This window comes from Schumannella luteola (genome assembly GCF_013408685.1).
GTDB classification, from domain to species: domain Bacteria; phylum Actinomycetota; class Actinomycetes; order Actinomycetales; family Microbacteriaceae; genus Schumannella; species Schumannella luteola.
The window spans coordinates 1,370,898-1,385,670 of the sequence record NZ_JACBZY010000001.1; the positions used below are offsets into that span (position 1 = coordinate 1,370,898).

A 14,773-nucleotide genomic window follows, 5' to 3' on the forward strand; every position below is an offset into this window, starting at 1 on the left:
GGCACGGCGTCACCGCGAACGGGGCGGCCGGAGCACCACCGCTGCGCAGCCTCATCACGCAGCGCACCACACCACCACCGCATCTCGACCGCTTCCGGAGCGCTCACCCATGACCGCCCTCGTGCACCCCGGCGACGCCATGTCGCGCGGCCAGCGCATCCTGCACATCATCCTGCTCGGTGCGCTCGTCGGCCTCGGCCCCTTCACGATCGACCTCTACCTGCCCGCCTTCCCGAAGGTCGTCGACGAGCTGTCGACGACGGATGCGGCGGTGCAGCTGACCCTGACGGCGACCACGGTCGGCTTCGGCCTCGGCCAGCTCGTCGTCGGCCCCTGGAGTGACCGGGTCGGCCGCCGCCTGCCGCTGCTGCTCGCGACAGCGCTGCACATCGGCGCGAGCATCGGCGTCGCCGCCTCGCCCGACGTCGTCTGGGTCGGCGTGTTCCGCGTGCTGCAGGGCATCGGCGCGGCCGGCGGCGGCGTGGTCGCGATGGCCATGGTGCGCGACCTCTTCTCCGGGCACGCGCTCGTGCGGATGCTCTCCCGCCTGGCCCTCGTGACCGGGCTCGCGCCCATCCTCGCGCCGCTCATCGGCTCGCAGATGCTGCTGTTCTTCGACTGGCGCGGCATCTTCGTCGCCCTCGCGATCTACGGCTTCGTCGCGGTCGTCGTCGCCGCCTTCCTCGTGGCCGAGACGCGGCCGCGGGGCGCCCACATCCCCTCGGCTACGACCACCGCGCGGCAGAGATATCGGGCGCTGTTCACCGACCGCGTCTTCATCGGCGTCGCGATCATCGGCGGCATGCAGTTCTCCGGACTGTTCGCCTATCTCTCGGCCTCGTCGCTGCTGCTGCAGAACGTCTACGGCCTCAGCGCGCAGCAGTTCGGCATCATGTTCGGCGTCAACTCGCTCGGACTCGTGATCGCGTCGCAGCTCTCGTCGCGGCTCATGCGGCGCATCGGCCCGCAATGGATCCTCGCCACGGCGATCGGCATCATGCTGCTCAGCTCGCTCTCGATCGCTGTCGTCGCGCTGCTCGGCGGTGCGCTCATCCCGATCCTCGTCGCCCTGTTCGTGATGCTCGCGGCCTGCGGTCTCGCGTTCCCCAGCGTGCAGGTGCTCGCGCTCGCGCACCACGGCAGCGAGGCGGGCACGGCGGCCTCGCTGCTCGGCGCCGTCAACTTCGGCCTCGCCGGCGTGATCTCGCCGATCGTCGGCGTGCTCGGCATCACCTCGGCGCTGCCGATGGCGGCGGTCATGATCGGCTGCCACGTCGTCGCGAACGTCGTCATGTGGACGATCGTGCGGCCGCGGACGGTGCCGCCGATCGAGTAGGCCGGGCGCCCGGACCGGCGCGGGCGAGCGCGGGCGAGCGCGGGGCCGGGCCCGGCCCGGGTCGGGCCAGAGGAGCGTTGCGGTTGCCGCGACGTGATGGGTCGGCTGTGTGAGCGATCGAGTGCGTCGGTCTCTCGCGCGCACGGTCGATCGACGACGACAGGGAGTCGCTCGGCTTCAGAACGGGGCCGGGATCGGGTCATGGGCCGCCGCGATCGCGAACGGCGCACCGGTTTCATGGTCGCGAAGTCCGCGGGGGCGATCCGGTGGATCGTCGAGAGGTTCACCGCTGTCGGGGATCGGTCGGTGGCAGCGGATGGGGTGTCCGAGTGGCACGAACGCCACGGGTGGGGCGGGCGCGTCTTCGCGGTAGACGCGGCCGGTCGGGGATGTCCATTGCAGGACTCCGCCGGGATGCTGTCTCACTCGCCAGGCGGTGAATTGCTTCATCGAGTGATGCCGCTGGCACAGATGGGCGAGGTTGATCAGTGCCGTCGGACCGCCGAGCGCGTGGTCGAGGGTGTGGTCGAGCTCGCAGCGGATCGCCGCGATCCGGCATCCCGGGAAGCGGCAGTGCTGATCCCGGGCCCGCAGGTGACGGCGCTGCTCGAGCGAGGGCCGGTACCGGTCGACCGCGACCGTGACGCCGTCGATGGGATCGGTGAGCAGGCGGGTCCATGACGAGGTGTCGCCGGCGAGGTAGCGGGCGGTTCCGGCGTCGATCGGTGAGCGCCCGATGAGGTCGGCCGGGTTCTCGTCGTCGCCGAGGAGAGTGAGCGCGGACACGGTGACCTGCACCTGCGCGCGGATCGCACCCAGCGCACCGGGACCGTCGCCCTGCGCGGTCACGTCGAGCGCCGGGGCGCCGGCGAGGAGCAGGTCGGCGAACACGTCCGCGCGGATTTGGTCGACCGTCCGCCGATCCGTCGAGGCGCTGGCTCCGCTGGCAGATGCGATGTCGGCGGTGGTTTCTCCGCGCGGTTCGGCAGCGTCCTGCACCGCGTGCGCCATCCGCGTCAACCGATCCAGGATCCCGTCGCCGATCACCGTCGGGACGGTCGCGATCACGTCGCACATCCCATCCCGCCCCGGAATGAGCCGGACCGCACGGCCACGGGCGGCGTCCTCGTGCCGTTCGCTGAAGTTCCGGTCGGTGAGCATCTGGGCGTAGAGCTCGAGTCCGGCACGCACCCGGTTCGGGGTATCGGCGAGGCTGCGCTCGATCGCCTCCCGCTCGAACTCGCCCCGACGCTCGACCGGGACGACCCGGCCGGCGTCGACGATCACCGTGACGTGCCCTCGGGTGATGAACCCGTGCTCCCAGGCCGACAACGCGGCAGGGTAGAACTCGACGATCTCCCGTGCCTCGCCGATGCGGCGCTGCACGGTCCTGTCTGGGGAGCGGAGCACTCCCCCGATCTCCGCCGCGATCGACCGCAGAGCCATGTCATGTGCCCGCACGTTCACCGGAGACCCAGCGGCTTCGGCCTCCGCGAGCTGGCCGGCGCGGGCGAGCATTCGCACCTCCGCCACCTGCCCCGCCGTCAACGCCGCGAGCGCCGACTCCGCCTCACCCACCAGCCCCGGCAACGTCACGACCTCGCCGGCAACACGGCCACCGCCCGCGCTCACGAAGCCATCGACGTCGCCATCAGCGAACGGCGCTTGGCCGTCGCCTCCGAGTGACGTCCTGGGCTTCTCCATACCTGCACTGTGACAGCCACCACCGACATCCGCCGGAACACCCGAGCGAACCAGAACCGCAGATCAGATGCACATTCCACCGACATCCGACACGGGGGGCCCAGGACCACACACGAGACCACGCGAACCATCCGTTCGAGCCCGGGATCCTGATCGGCCGTCGGATTTGCTCGCGATCGGTCCGTCGCGCGAGCGCCGAGATGCTGTGCGGAGGCTCGATCGGCGAGGACTGTCCGAGGCCATGGCCTAGCGTGACGGGGTGCCCGTTCCGCCGACTCCCGCTGATGACGACCGCGGGAGCGCCGGGCGGCCGCTGACCCCGCGCGAGGCGGCCGCGCATCCCGTCACCGCCGCGCGCCGCCGACCGGCCCTGTTCGCCGCGCTGATCGTGCTCGCCGCCGCCTTCGGACTGGGCGCGCTGCTGGCCGTGCGCGGCAGCCAGCCGCCCGGGATCGACCGCGAGTGGATGGCCGAGATCATCGAGCACCGCAACCCGATCTGGGAGGTGCCGTCGCTGCTGTTCAACGCGATCGGCGGCGGCTGGTTCGCGGTGTTCGTCGTGCCGCTCGGGGTGCTCGCGGTGCTGCTGATCGTGCGGCGGCCGTGGGCCGCGCTGTACTGGGCGCTCGCGTGCGGAGCCAGCGCCGGGCTCGTGCAGCTGCTCAAGGCGCTGTTCGGACGGGCGCGGCCGCACGACATCCTCGTCGCCGTCGATCCGGGGTCGTTCCCCTCGGGCCACACCGCCAACGCCGCCACGCTCGCCGTCGTGCTCGGAGTGCTGCTCGCGCGGCGCTGGGTCTGGGTGCTCGGCGCGGTCTACGTCGTCGCGATGATGCTGAGCCGCACCTACCTCGGCGCGCACTGGATGACCGACACGCTCGGCGGGCTGCTCATCGGCGTCGCGGTCGGGCTGCTGGGATGGGCGGCGCTCGCCGGGCCGGTCGAGCGCGAGCGGCAGCGGCGACGCGACCTCGCGGCGGCGCGGTACGCCGACCCCTCGCCCGGCGGCGGGGGTGCGCGCTAGCCTCGCGCCATGAGCGACGACGCCGCGGCCCCGACCATGCGCATCCTTCTCGTCGGGGCGGGCGGTGTCGGCGACGCCTTCGCGCGCATCGCCGCGCGACGCTCCTTCTACGAGTTGATCGTCGTGACCGACTACGACCCGGCGCGAGCCGAGCGCACGGTCGCGTGGATCCGCGAGCGGCACGGCGACGAGGTCGCGTCGCGGTTCCGGGCGGCCCGCATCGACGCCTCCGATCCGGCCGATGTGACGCGGGTCGCGACCGAGCACGCGGTGACGCACGTGATGAACGCAGTCGAGCCGAAGTTCGTGCCGACGATCTTCCGCGGCGCACTGGATGCCGGCGCCGACTACCTCGACATGGCGATGTCGCTGTCGGAGCCGCATCCGACCGATCCGCACACCGAGACCGGGGTGAAGCTCGGCGACGACCAGTTCGCGCAGGCGGGCGACTGGGAGAGCGCGGGGCGTCTGGCGCTGGTCGGCATCGGCGTGGAGCCGGGGCTGTCGGATGTGCTCGCCCGCTACGCGTCGGATGTGCTGTTCGAGTCGATCGACGAGCTCGGCGTGCGCGACGGCGCGAACCTGGTCGTGCGCGACGAGACCGGGGCGGAGATCTTCGCGCCGTCGTTCTCGATCTGGACGACCATCGAGGAATGCCTGAACCCGCCGGTGATCTTCGAGAAGGAGCGCGGCTGGTTCACGACGCCGCCGTTCAGCGAGCCGGAGACCTTCGTCTTCCCCGAGGGCATCGGCGAGGTCGAATGCGTGAACGTCGAGCACGAGGAAGTGCTGCTGATGCCGCGCTGGCTCGACGCTCGCCGGGTGACGTTCAAGTACGGCCTCGGGGCCGAGTTCATCGGCGTGCTGAAGACACTCAACCTCCTCGGCCTCGACAAGACCGCCCCGGTGCGCGTGCGTTCGGCCGCCGGCCCGGTCGAGGTCGCCCCCCGCGATGTCGTGGCGGCATCCCTGCCGGATCCCGCGACGATCGGCCCCCGCATGACCGGCAAGACCTGCGCCGGCGTGCTCGTGACCGGGACCGGCGCGGTCGGCACCGAATGGGAGGGGCGCCCGCGGGAGGTGTATCTGTTCCACGTCGCCGACAACGAATGGACCATGGCCGAATACGGCACCCAGTGCGTCGTCTGGCAGACCGCCCTCAACCCGGTCATCGCCCTCGAACTGCTCGCGACCGGCGTCTGGACCGGCACCGGCGTCCTCGGCCCCGAGGCCTTCGCCGCCCGCCCCTTCCTCGAGCTCATGGCCCGCCCCGTCGCCGACGGCGGCTACGGACAGCCCTACGGCCACGAAGAACGCACCCCCACCACGTCGAGCTGAACCGAGGATCGTGCCACCTCGTCGGCATCAGCACTCCATACCGACGCGAGCGCACGATCCCCGACCGTGGAAGCGGGAAGGCGCTCTCAATAGGGTGAGGGCATGAGTGACGCCGAGGACAAGGTCGCTGCTGCACGTCGGGCGCTCGAGGAGGCGCAGGCGGCGCTCGCCGCCGCCGAGGCGGAGCACGCCGGGGCGGACGCGGAACGGGATGCGACGCCCGCGACCGTCGAGCCGACCGCCGCGACGACTCCTGCATCCGCGCCCGCAGTCGACGCTGAACCCGCCGAGCCCGCCACTACCGCGGCTCCCGCTCCCGCCGCACCCGCCTCCGTCCCCGCCGCTCCCGCAGCTCCCGCGACACCAGCCGCTCCCGCCGCCCCCGGCCCGCTCACCGCACCCCAGGTCGACGCGATCCGCGCCGGGTACGCCTTCGACGGTCCCGCGCTCGAGATGGGCGCCCTCGTGAACGGCGACGCGCTCGCCGACGTGCCCGTGCGCATCCCGCTCGGCATGACCAATCGCCACGGCCTCGTCGCCGGCGCCACCGGAACCGGCAAGACGAAGACGCTGCAGGTGCTCGCCGAGCAGCTCAGCGCCAACGGAGTCCCGGTGTTCGCGGCCGACATCAAGGGTGATCTCTCGGGCATCGCGAGCCCCGGCGAGGGCAACGAGAAGCTGCTCGCCCGCACGCGCGGCATCGGCCAGGACTGGGCCCCGCAGGCCGCCCCGACCGAGTACTACACGCTCGGCGGGCTCGGCACCGGCATCCCGATCCGCGCGACCGTCTCGAGCTTCGGCTCGCTGCTGCTCAGCAAGGTGCTGGGCCTCAACCAGACGCAGGAGTCGAGCCTGGCGCTCGTCTTCCACTACGCCGACCAGGCCGGCCTGCCGCTGCTCGACCTCAGCGACCTGCGGGCGGTGCTGACCTTCCTCACGAGCGACGACGGCAAGGATGAGCTCACCCAGCTCGGCGGCCTGTCGAAGGCGACCGCAGGCGTCATCCTGCGCGAGCTGATCGGCTTCGCCGACGCGGGCGCGGATGTCTTCTTCGGCGAGCCGGAGATCGACACGGCCCAGTTCCTGCGCACGACGGCCGACGGCCGCGGCATCGTCAGCCTGCTCGAGGTGCCGAGCGTCGCCGACCAGCCGGCGCTGTTCTCGACGTTCCTCATGTGGCTGCTGGCCGATCTGTTCAACGACCTGCCCGAGGTCGGCGACCTCGACAAGCCGAAGCTGGTGTTCTTCTTCGACGAGGCCCACCTGCTGTTCAAGGACGCGTCGAAGGATTTCGTGGCGCAGATCACCCAGACGGTGCGCCTCATCCGCTCGAAGGGCGTCGGCATCTTCTTCGTCACGCAGACGCCGAAGGACGTGCCGTCGGATGTGCTCGCCCAGCTCGGCAGCCGAGTGCAGCACCAGCTGCGCGCCTTCACTCCCGAGGACGCGAAGGCGCTCAAGGCGACCGTGACGACCTACCCGAAGAGCGGCTACCAGCTCGGCGAGGTGCTGCAGTCGCTCGCGACCGGCGAGGCGATCGTGACCGTCATGAACGAGAAGGGCGCGCCGTCGCCCGTCGCCTGGACCCGCCTGCGCGCCCCGCAGGGTTCCATGTCGCCGACGCCGCTCGAGCAGATCCAGGCGACCGTGAACGCCTCGCCGCTGCTCGCGCAGTACGGCACCGCGATCGACCGCGAGTCGGCGCGCGAGATCCTGGCCGCGAAGATGGATGCCGCCGCCGCGGCCGACCGCGCCGCCGAGGAGCAGGCCCAGGCCGAGGCGGATGCCGCGCAGAAGGTCAAGGACGACGAGAAGCGCGCGAAGGACGAGGCGAAGGCGAAGGTCCAGGCGCAGCGCGACTACGAGCGCACCCTCGCCGAGGCTCGCCGCAGTCAGGGCCGCGCCACCACGACCCGCACCTCGTCGAGCCGCGCATCCACCCGCCGAGAGAAGTCGGTGGCCGAGGAGATCCTCGGCTCGACGACCGGTCGCACGGTCATCCGCGAGATCGTGCGCGGCATCTTCGGCACGCTGAAGCGCAAGTAGGTCAGCGCGTCGTCGAGCGCTCGCGCTTCGCGAGGATGCGGCGCTGGCGCACCATCATGAGCTGAGGCCCGAGCAGCGGCGCGATCGCCGTCCAGATCAGCCAGACCGCGATCGACGCGTACGAGATGAGGATCCCCGCATCCGTCAGCGCGACGATCTCGGCGGTGCTCGGATCGCCGGAGCGCTCGCGACCGTTCAGCAGCAGTCCGCGCGCGAAGAGCTCATTCGCCGCGAGGTAGAGCCCGGCCGCGATCGCCCCCGCGAGCAGGCCCTTCCACCAGCGCGGTCGACCGCGCCGCAGCAGGCCGTCGAGGGGATAGTGCGCGAGAGTGCGCCCGGGCGCTCCGGTCAGCAGGACGGCCGCCAGCGCGAGCGCCAGATAGAGCAGCAGCAGCGGGTCGCCGCGGGAGAACTCCGGGCGCAGGTCGTTCCAGAGAACGAGCTGCGCGACGCCGGCCGCGAAGATCCCGAGCAGCACGATCGCCGAGCCGGTCGAGGCGATCGCGCGCGTCCGTCGCAGTCGATCGAGGTCGCGGGTCGGCACCTCCGCGGGCGTCGCAGGCTCCCGGCTCGCGCGGCCGTCGACCGGGGCGCGGGCGTCGAGCCGGGTCCCGCACGCCGAGCAGCGGTCTTCGCCGATCTCGTACGGCAGCGAGCACATCGAGCATCGGCGCATGGAGGCAGTCTGCCCGCTCGCGGGCCGGACGTGAAGGTGTCTCAGCCGGGAATGCGGTCGCCGAGCGCGAGCATCGCGCCCGCGGCGACGCCGAGCACGAGCACGCCGGCGCCGAGGATCGCCGCGACGCGCAGCCACGGCTTGTTCTCGAACCAGTACTCGCTGCCCGGGTAGGTCTCGAAGAACGCCTTCGACGTCACCGGCTCGGCGACGGTCTGCACCGGCACGGGCAGGGCGGCGGCGAGCTTCTCGAGCAGGCCGTCATCCCAGAAGTTGCCGCGCAGGCGGAACAGCCGGCGCCCGGTCGCGTCGCGCACGAGCATCTGCAGCACCGGGTCGGGAGCAGCCCCGACGAAGGTCGGCACGAGCAGCACCTCGTGCACGTCGTCGAGGTCGACGCGCACCATCGGGCTGAAGATGCCGTTGCCGCTGAGCTCGCGATCGGTGAGTCGCACGTGGATCGTGAGCTGACGGATGCCGAGCACGACGCAGGTGATCACGATGGCCGACTCGATGAGCACGGTCGGCAGCAGGCCGTCGCCGAGCACGACGAGGGCGACGGTCACCGGCACGAGCGCGAGCACGAGAGCCGTGATCGCGCCGACCAGGATGGATCGGCGTAGGCGCGCGAAGACGAGCGTCGTCGGCGTCGTCATGGTCGTCACCCCGTCCTCCTCCTCGGGTCTGCTGTCTCGATGGTGACAACTCTGCCGGATCCGCGCGTCATCCCAGTTCGGGGCACCCCGGTTCGGGGGCACCCCGAACCGCTCTCAGAGCCAGCGCTTGCGCTTGAACACGAACCACAGCCCCGCGCCGAGCCCCAGCATGAGCGCGATCGCGAAGGGGTAACCCCACGCCCAGTGCAGCTCGGGCATGGCGTCGAAGTTCATGCCGTAGACGCCCGCGATGAGCGTCGGCGCGAACAGGATCGCCGCCCACGACGTGATCTTCTTCGTCTGCTCGCCCTGCTCGAGCTGGATCTGCGCGAGCCGCCGGCTCTCCTCGCCCTGGGCGAGGCTGGCGCGGGTCATGCGGCGCATCCCCTCGTTCTGCTCCTGGGTGACGAGGGTCGAGTGCAGGGTGAGGAGGCTCTCGAGCAGCGCGCGGAAGGCATCCGCCCGCTCGGTGATGCGCAGCGCGTGGTCGAGCACGTTGCGCACCTGGTTCTGCACCTCGTCGTCGGCGCCGTACTTGCGCGAGCCGCGCAGCAGCCCGTGCAGCATGTCGGGCAACGGGCCGATCGCGCGCTGGAAGTCGATCACCTGCGAGAGCAGGTGGTAGATGCGCTGGGATGCGGCCGGGTCGGCCTTGCCGCGCAGCAGCTCGTCCTCGAGCGCATCCACGCCCTCCTGCAGGCCGTGCACGACGGGCGCGTAGCCGTCGACGACCTCGTCGAGGATCGCCGCGAGCACGGCCTCCGAGCCGCCGCAGAGCGTCTGCGGGTTCGCCTCGAGCCGCGCCCGCACGCCGGCGAGCGAGGGGCGGTCGGCGTGCCGCACGGTGATCACGAAGTGCGGCCCGGCGAAGACGTGGATCTCGCCCGACTCGACCGTGACGCCGTCGGCGGTGGATGCGGCGGTGGCGTCGGCGCCCGCGAGCCAGGCCGGCCGCAGCACCAGGAACAGCGTGTGGTCGTACCGCTCGAGCTTGGCCCGCTGGTGGCCCTTCTGCGCGTCCTCGACAGCGAGCGGGTGCAGGTCGAACTCCTCGGCCAGCTCGGTCAGCTGGGCGGCGGTCGGGCGCAGCAGGCCGATCCAGGCGAGATCGTCGGTGCCCACGAGGCTCTCGGAGGTGAGATGCGTCTCGGGAGGGGCGGCCAGGCGTGCGCCGTCGCGGTAGATGCCGGTGTCGATGAGAGTCATCACTCCTCCTGAGGTGTCAGGAGGCAGGCGTGCGCAGACCCGGCGTCAGACGAGTGGATGCGCGGGCGCGAGCTGAGTCAGCCGCGGACGCGGGCATCCATCCGCCTCGTGCCGGGACGAGGGAGGAGGATCAGGACGCAGAAGCGCCGAGGCAGGAGCGACGGCGCTTCTGCGGATCATGATCGCCGATCATCGTGCGCGTCACCTGCCTCTCGCGGTTCGTTCTGCGGGTCTCGCGGGGCCGTCGCGCTGGGCGTCGACCGGGCGTCTCGGGCTCGCGCGGGGCGCGGGCCTCGGCAAGGATACGCCTCTTCCGCGGCGGGGGCGCACGCCCCCGTTTCGGGCTCGACGGCGGGCTCCCGCTCGCGCTCGATGAGTCAGGGCACGGGTGCGTAGGCGCGCAGGAACGCGGCGGCGCCGGCGCGGGCCGCGGTGCGCACGCGGCGGGCGGTGACGTCGAGCGGCAGGAAGGTGCCGCGGTCGAGGTCGGCGCCCATCACGAGGAAGGCGAAGTGCTCGGCCATGAGGCGCCCGGGCGCCGCACGCAGCAGCCCGCGTTCGGCTAGGCGCACGAACAGGGCGGCGAGCGCGCGCATGACCGCTTCGGGGGCGCGGTCGCGGTACTCCTCGGCGAGGTCGGGGAAGCGGCGCGACTCGGTCACGAGCAGCCGTCGCAGCGGCAGCACCGGGCCCAGCAGCACGGATTCGGCGAGCCGCACCGCGATATCCGGCAGCTCGGCGGCGGGGTCGTCGACGGCCAGCACCTCGGCGGCGAGGGAGGCGCTGAATCGGTCGGCGGTCGCGATCGAGCGCAGGATCGTGGCGCGGAACAGCGCATCCTTCTCGCCGTACAGGTTGTAGATCGTGCGCTTGGCCACGCCGCCGGCCGCCGCGATCTGGTCGACCGTCGCCTCCACGTAGCCGTGCTCGAGGAAGACGACGGCCGCCGCGTCGAGGATGAGCGCGCGCGATCGGGTCACGCGCGGGTCCTCGTGCTCGGTCATCGTCGTCCTCTCGTGCGCGGCGCTCGCCGCGGTCGGATGCTTGCGTCGGCCGTCGCGATGTCGCTACCGTACCGCCGAGTGCACTAATGCACCCATGAGTGCAGGAGACCGTGATGGCCGAGAAGAACCCCGACCTCGACGGCGCCGCCGCCGTCACCCGCAGCCTGCTCGGCTGGGGCGTCGTGGCCGGTCCGTTCTACGTCGTCGTCGGCCTCGTGCTCGCCCTGACCCGCCCGGGGTTCGATCTGACGCGGCACGCCCTCTCCCTGCTCATGCTCGGCGATCTGGGCTGGCTGCAGCGGGCGAACCTCGGCCTCACGGCGCTCATGGTCATCGCGGCGGCTGTCGGCATCCTGCGGGCGATCCGCAGCGGGCGCGGTCTCGCGATCGGCGCGCTCACGATCGTCTACGGCGGCGGGCTCGCGCTCAGCGCCGTCTTCCCTCCCGACCCGGTCGCCGGTTTCCCGTCCGGATCGGCGGGCGGCGAGTTCAGTCTCTCCGGCATCCTGCACCTGCTCTTCGGCGCCATCGGCTTCGTCGCGATCGCCGTCGCCGCGTTCGCGTACGCCGGATGGGTGCGCGCGCTCGGGCGTCCGCGCCTGGCGGGGTTCAGCATCCTGCTCGGCGTGCTCGTGCTCGTCGGCTTCGTCGGCGGGGCCGCCCTCTCGAACGGTCCGCTCGTCGCGCTCGGCACCGCGTTGCTGTGGATCGCCGTGCTCGCCCAGTGCGCCTGGCTCGCCCGCGCGGCGTCGCAGATCTACGCCTGGTCGCCGCATCCGCTGCGTTCGAAGCGCGCCGAGCAGGGGCGCCCCGAGCAGGGTCGCGCCGCCGAGTAGGCGACGGCTCCCCGCGTCGGCGCGCCCCAGCTTCCCGCCGCCGGCGCGACTCAGCTCACCGCGTGCGCGCTGTCGTCGATCTCGCCGACGAGCTCCTCGAGGATGTCCTCGAGGAACACCGCGCCGTGGATGCGCCCCTCGGCGTCGGCCGTTCGGGCGACGTGCACGCCGTCGCGGCGCATCCGGTCGAGAGCGTCCTCGAGCTCGGCGTCGCGCGAGAGCGTGACGAGACGGCGCATCCGCTTCGCCGGAACCGGCTGCGTATCCGCCGCGCCCGTCAGGTCGAGCACGTCCTTGAGGTGCAGGTACGCGATGGGCTCGGCGGCGACGGGCTCGGCGACGCCTGACGCATCGGCGTCAGTCAGCACGAAGCGCGACCAGCCGGTCTCGGCCACCGCGGCCCGCACGTCGGCGGGCGTCGCGTCGCGGGCGAGCGTGCGCATCCGCGTCGTCGGCACCTCGATGTCGTGCACCCGCTTGTCGGTGAATTCGAACGCCGCCTGCAGCGCGCCCGACCGGTCGTCGAGCACACCCTCGCGGGTCGACACCGCCACGATGCCGGCGACCTCGTCGAGCGTGAACGCGCTCGTCGCCTCGTCCTTCGGCTGCACCTTGAACAGTCGCAGGATGCCGTTCGCGAGCCAGTTCAGCGACCCGATCACGGGCAGCAGGATGCGCGCCACGAGCACGAGCGGCGGCGCGAGCAGCAGGGCGACGCGATCCGGCACCGAGAACGCGAGGTTCTTCGGGATCATCTCGCCGAACACGACGTGCAGGAAGGTCACCGCGAGCAGCGCGACGACGAAGGCGATCACCGCGATCGCATCCCCGCTGAGCGCGGTCGCCCCGAGCGGCACCTCGAGCAGGTGCTTGATCGCCGGCTCGCTGACGTTGAGGATCACGAGCGAGCAGACCGTGATGCCCAGCTGGCTCGTCGCCAGCATGAGCGTCGCGTGCTCCATCGCCCAGAGGGTCGTCTTCGCGGCGCGGCTGCCGGCAGCGGCGCGCGGCTCGATCTGCGAGCGCTTCGCCGAGATGACGGCGAATTCGGCGCCGACGAAGAAGCCGTTCACGATCAGCAGCACGAACAGCCAGATCAGGCCGGCGATGTCACTGCTCGCCATGAGCGCTCACCTCCTGTCGGTCGCGGGCATCCGGGGCGGTGGATGCGGGCTCGGCTCGTTCGGCTCCGGGCCCCTCGGCGTCGGCTCGCTCGGCGTCGGCTCGCTCGCTGTCGGTTCTGTCGGGTCTGTCGGCGGCGGGCGTCCAGCGCAGTCGCGCGACGCGCACCCCGTCCATCCGCACGACCGTGAGCGCGCCGTGTTCGAGCTCGACGGCGTCGCCGACCTCGGGAACCCGCTCCAGCCGGTCGAGCACGAGCCCGCCGACCGTGTCGTAGTCGTCGCCCTCGGGCACGATCGCGGCGGCCCCGCCGCCCGTCGCGGTGAGCTGGCGCACCTCGTCGGGGCGCAGGCCGGCGTCGAGCATCCATCCCTCGCCGTCGCGCACCACGGCCTGGTGGATGCGGTCGTGCTCGTCGCGCAGCTCGCCCACGAGCTCTTCGATGAGGTCTTCGAGGGTGACGAGTCCGGCGGTGCCGCCGTGCTCGTCGAGCACGATCGCGAGCTGCCCGCCCGAGCGGCGCAGCGTCTGCAGCACGCCGTCGACGGCGGCCGTCTCGGGCACGAACAGCGCCGCCGTCGCGAGATCGCCCGCGGTCACGCCGTCGCGCTCGCCCGGGTCGAGGCGGAACGCCTGCTTCACGTGCACGAGCCCGACGATGTCGTCGCGATCGGCGCCGGTGACCGGGAAGCGCGAGTGCCCGGAGGCGAGCGAGGCGGCGATCACGGCGTGCGCCGAGTCGTCGGCGGCGACCGTCACCATCCGCACCCGCGGGGTCAGCGCGTCGGCGACGTCGTGCTGCGCGAAGCGCAGGGTGCGGTCGAGCAGGGTCGCGTGGTCGGGGTCGAGGGTGCCCTCGACGGCGGAGCGCCGCACGAGGAAGCCGAGCTCCTCGGCCGTGCGCGCCCCCGACAGCTCCTCCTTCGGCTCGATGCCCATGCGCCGGATGATCGCGTTCGCGGTGCCGTTGCACAGCGCGATCACGGGCCGGAACACGGTCGTGAACACCACCTGCAGCGGCACGACGAGCTTCGCCGTCTGGCGGGGGAGGGCGAGCGCGAAGTTCTTCGGCACGAGCTCGCCGAGGATCATCGAGAACAGCGTCGCCAGCACGATCGCGACGACGGCGCCGACGCCGGGCACGACGGCATCCGGGATGCCGAGGCCGGTGAGCGGGCCGCGCAGCAGGCTGCTGATCGCCGGTTCGAAGGTGAAGCCGGCCAGCAGGGTCGTCAGGGTGATGCCGAGCTGGGCGCCGGAGAGGTGCGTCGAGGTGATGCGCAGCGCGCCGATCACCGGGCCGAGCCGCTTCTCACCGCGGTCGCGCCGGCCTTCGAGCTCGTGGCGGTCGAGGTTCACCAGGGCGAACTCGCTCGCGACGAAGACGCCGGTTCCGACGGTGAGCAGGGTGCCGAGGATCAGACCGAGCCACTCGGGCACGCGTCACCTCCGTCGGCGACGCGGATGGGCAGGCTGGGTCTATGGCAGTCGTCCATGCGACGACCGTAAATCAGGATGCTCGGAGAACGCCGGGCGCGAAACGCGAGCGCGCCGCGGTCAGCGGGAACGCGAAGAGCGCGGCTCCCGAAGTGGGAACCGCGCTCTTCGACCTGCGGAGGATGGGGGATTCGAACCCCCGAGGGCTTTCACCCAACACGCTTTCCAAGCGTGCGCCATAGGCCACTAGGCGAATCCTCCTGGCACTCGCCGAGGCGAAGCCGTCGCCCATCCTACCGGGCATTCGGGGCGCCGCCGTCCGCAGGCACCGCGGCCCTGGCAGGGCACCGCATCCGCGCGCTGCGAACCCGCGCCGATTCCCAGGTTG

At 72.0% G+C, this 14,773-nt stretch carries 12 protein-coding genes and 1 tRNA gene; 5 read left to right on the top strand and 8 right to left on the bottom strand.

Annotated elements, in window-relative coordinates:
• Positions 1-109 precede the first annotated feature (109 nt).
• Entirely contained in the window at positions 110-1,336 is a 1,227-nt protein-coding gene (locus tag BJ979_RS06130; RefSeq protein ID WP_179566191.1) for a multidrug effflux MFS transporter, read from the top strand.
• A 177-nt stretch (positions 1,337-1,513) separates the two neighbouring features.
• Here the strand turns inward: BJ979_RS06130 and BJ979_RS06135 are convergent, their stop codons facing one another.
• The gene (locus BJ979_RS06135; RefSeq protein ID WP_179566193.1) at positions 1,514-3,040 is read right to left on the bottom strand and encodes an HNH endonuclease signature motif containing protein; all 1,527 of its coding nucleotides are present in this window, start codon (positions 3,038-3,040) and stop codon (positions 1,514-1,516) included.
• Between the two features lie 259 nt (positions 3,041-3,299).
• On the opposite strand from BJ979_RS06135, the gene BJ979_RS06140 reads away from it, so the two are divergent.
• From BJ979_RS06140 to BJ979_RS06150, 3 genes are all read left to right on the top strand, one after another.
• The gene (locus tag BJ979_RS06140; protein ID WP_343046614.1) at positions 3,300-4,064 is read left to right on the top strand and encodes a phosphatase PAP2 family protein; all 765 of its coding nucleotides are present in this window, start codon (positions 3,300-3,302) and stop codon (positions 4,062-4,064) included.
• 36 nt (positions 4,065-4,100) lie between these two features.
• Positions 4,101-5,402, top strand: a complete 1,302-nt coding sequence (locus BJ979_RS06145) for a saccharopine dehydrogenase family protein (RefSeq protein ID WP_179570072.1) — start codon at positions 4,101-4,103, stop codon at positions 5,400-5,402.
• 102 nt (positions 5,403-5,504) lie between these two features.
• Positions 5,505-7,448 carry a helicase HerA-like domain-containing protein gene (locus tag BJ979_RS06150; protein ID WP_179566195.1) on the top strand — a complete coding sequence of 648 codons (1,944 nt, stop codon included), beginning with the start codon at positions 5,505-5,507 and terminating at the stop codon, positions 7,446-7,448.
• Between the two features lies 1 nt (position 7,449).
• On the opposite strand, the gene BJ979_RS06155 is transcribed toward BJ979_RS06150, so the two are convergent.
• The 4 genes from BJ979_RS06155 to BJ979_RS06170 all read right to left on the bottom strand — a co-directional run bounded on the left by BJ979_RS06155 (position 7,450) and on the right by BJ979_RS06170 (position 10,966).
• Entirely contained in the window at positions 7,450-8,124 is a 675-nt protein-coding gene (locus BJ979_RS06155) for a hypothetical protein (protein WP_179566197.1), read from the bottom strand.
• Positions 8,125-8,165: 41 nt separating this feature from the next.
• A complete protein-coding gene (locus BJ979_RS06160) occupies positions 8,166-8,789 on the bottom strand; it encodes a hypothetical protein (protein WP_179566199.1) in 624 nt (207 codons plus the stop codon).
• A gap of 105 nt (positions 8,790-8,894) precedes the next feature.
• Entirely contained in the window at positions 8,895-9,986 is a 1,092-nt protein-coding gene (locus tag BJ979_RS06165; RefSeq protein ID WP_179566201.1) for a magnesium and cobalt transport protein CorA, read from the bottom strand.
• 377 nt (positions 9,987-10,363) lie between these two features.
• Positions 10,364-10,966 (bottom strand): TetR/AcrR family transcriptional regulator C-terminal domain-containing protein, encoded by a 603-nt coding sequence (locus BJ979_RS06170; protein ID WP_218853454.1) that lies wholly within the window; start codon positions 10,964-10,966, stop codon positions 10,364-10,366.
• A gap of 137 nt (positions 10,967-11,103) precedes the next feature.
• Here BJ979_RS06170 and BJ979_RS06175 point away from each other — a divergent pair, with 137 nt between their 5' ends.
• Positions 11,104-11,826: a DUF998 domain-containing protein gene (locus tag BJ979_RS06175; RefSeq protein ID WP_179566205.1), complete on the top strand. Its 723-nt coding sequence runs from the start codon at positions 11,104-11,106 to the stop codon at positions 11,824-11,826.
• 50 nt (positions 11,827-11,876) lie between these two features.
• Here BJ979_RS06175 and BJ979_RS06180 read toward each other — a convergent pair whose 3' ends face one another.
• The 3 genes from BJ979_RS06180 to BJ979_RS06190 form a co-directional block, all read right to left on the bottom strand.
• Positions 11,877-12,950 (bottom strand): hemolysin family protein, encoded by a 1,074-nt coding sequence (locus BJ979_RS06180; protein ID WP_179566207.1) that lies wholly within the window; start codon positions 12,948-12,950, stop codon positions 11,877-11,879.
• The gene (locus tag BJ979_RS06185; protein ID WP_179566209.1) at positions 12,937-14,388 is read right to left on the bottom strand and encodes a hemolysin family protein; all 1,452 of its coding nucleotides are present in this window, start codon (positions 14,386-14,388) and stop codon (positions 12,937-12,939) included. The genes BJ979_RS06180 and BJ979_RS06185 overlap by 14 nt, the downstream gene beginning before the upstream one ends.
• A gap of 173 nt (positions 14,389-14,561) precedes the next feature.
• Positions 14,562-14,646, bottom strand: a tRNA-Ser gene (locus BJ979_RS06190).
• Positions 14,647-14,773 lie beyond the last annotated feature (127 nt).

Bases quoted from the DNA above. Each gene is read 5' to 3' on its own strand.
- BJ979_RS06130 (WP_179566191.1), top strand. From the start codon at position 110: ATGACCGCCCTCGTGCACCCCGGCGACGCCATGTCGCGCGGCCAGCGC.
- BJ979_RS06135 (WP_179566193.1), bottom strand. From the start codon at position 3,040: ATGGAGAAGCCCAGGACGTCACTCGGAGGCGACGGCCAAGCGCCGTTC.
- BJ979_RS06145 (WP_179570072.1), top strand. From the start codon at position 4,101: ATGCGCATCCTTCTCGTCGGGGCGGGCGGTGTCGGCGACGCCTTCGCG.
- BJ979_RS06150 (WP_179566195.1), top strand. From the start codon at position 5,505: ATGAGTGACGCCGAGGACAAGGTCGCTGCTGCACGTCGGGCGCTCGAG.
- BJ979_RS06155 (WP_179566197.1), bottom strand. From the start codon at position 8,124: ATGCGCCGATGCTCGATGTGCTCGCTGCCGTACGAGATCGGCGAAGAC.
- BJ979_RS06165 (WP_179566201.1), bottom strand. From the start codon at position 9,986: ATGACTCTCATCGACACCGGCATCTACCGCGACGGCGCACGCCTGGCC.
- BJ979_RS06175 (WP_179566205.1), top strand. From the start codon at position 11,104: ATGGCCGAGAAGAACCCCGACCTCGACGGCGCCGCCGCCGTCACCCGC.
- BJ979_RS06180 (WP_179566207.1), bottom strand. From the start codon at position 12,950: ATGGCGAGCAGTGACATCGCCGGCCTGATCTGGCTGTTCGTGCTGCTG.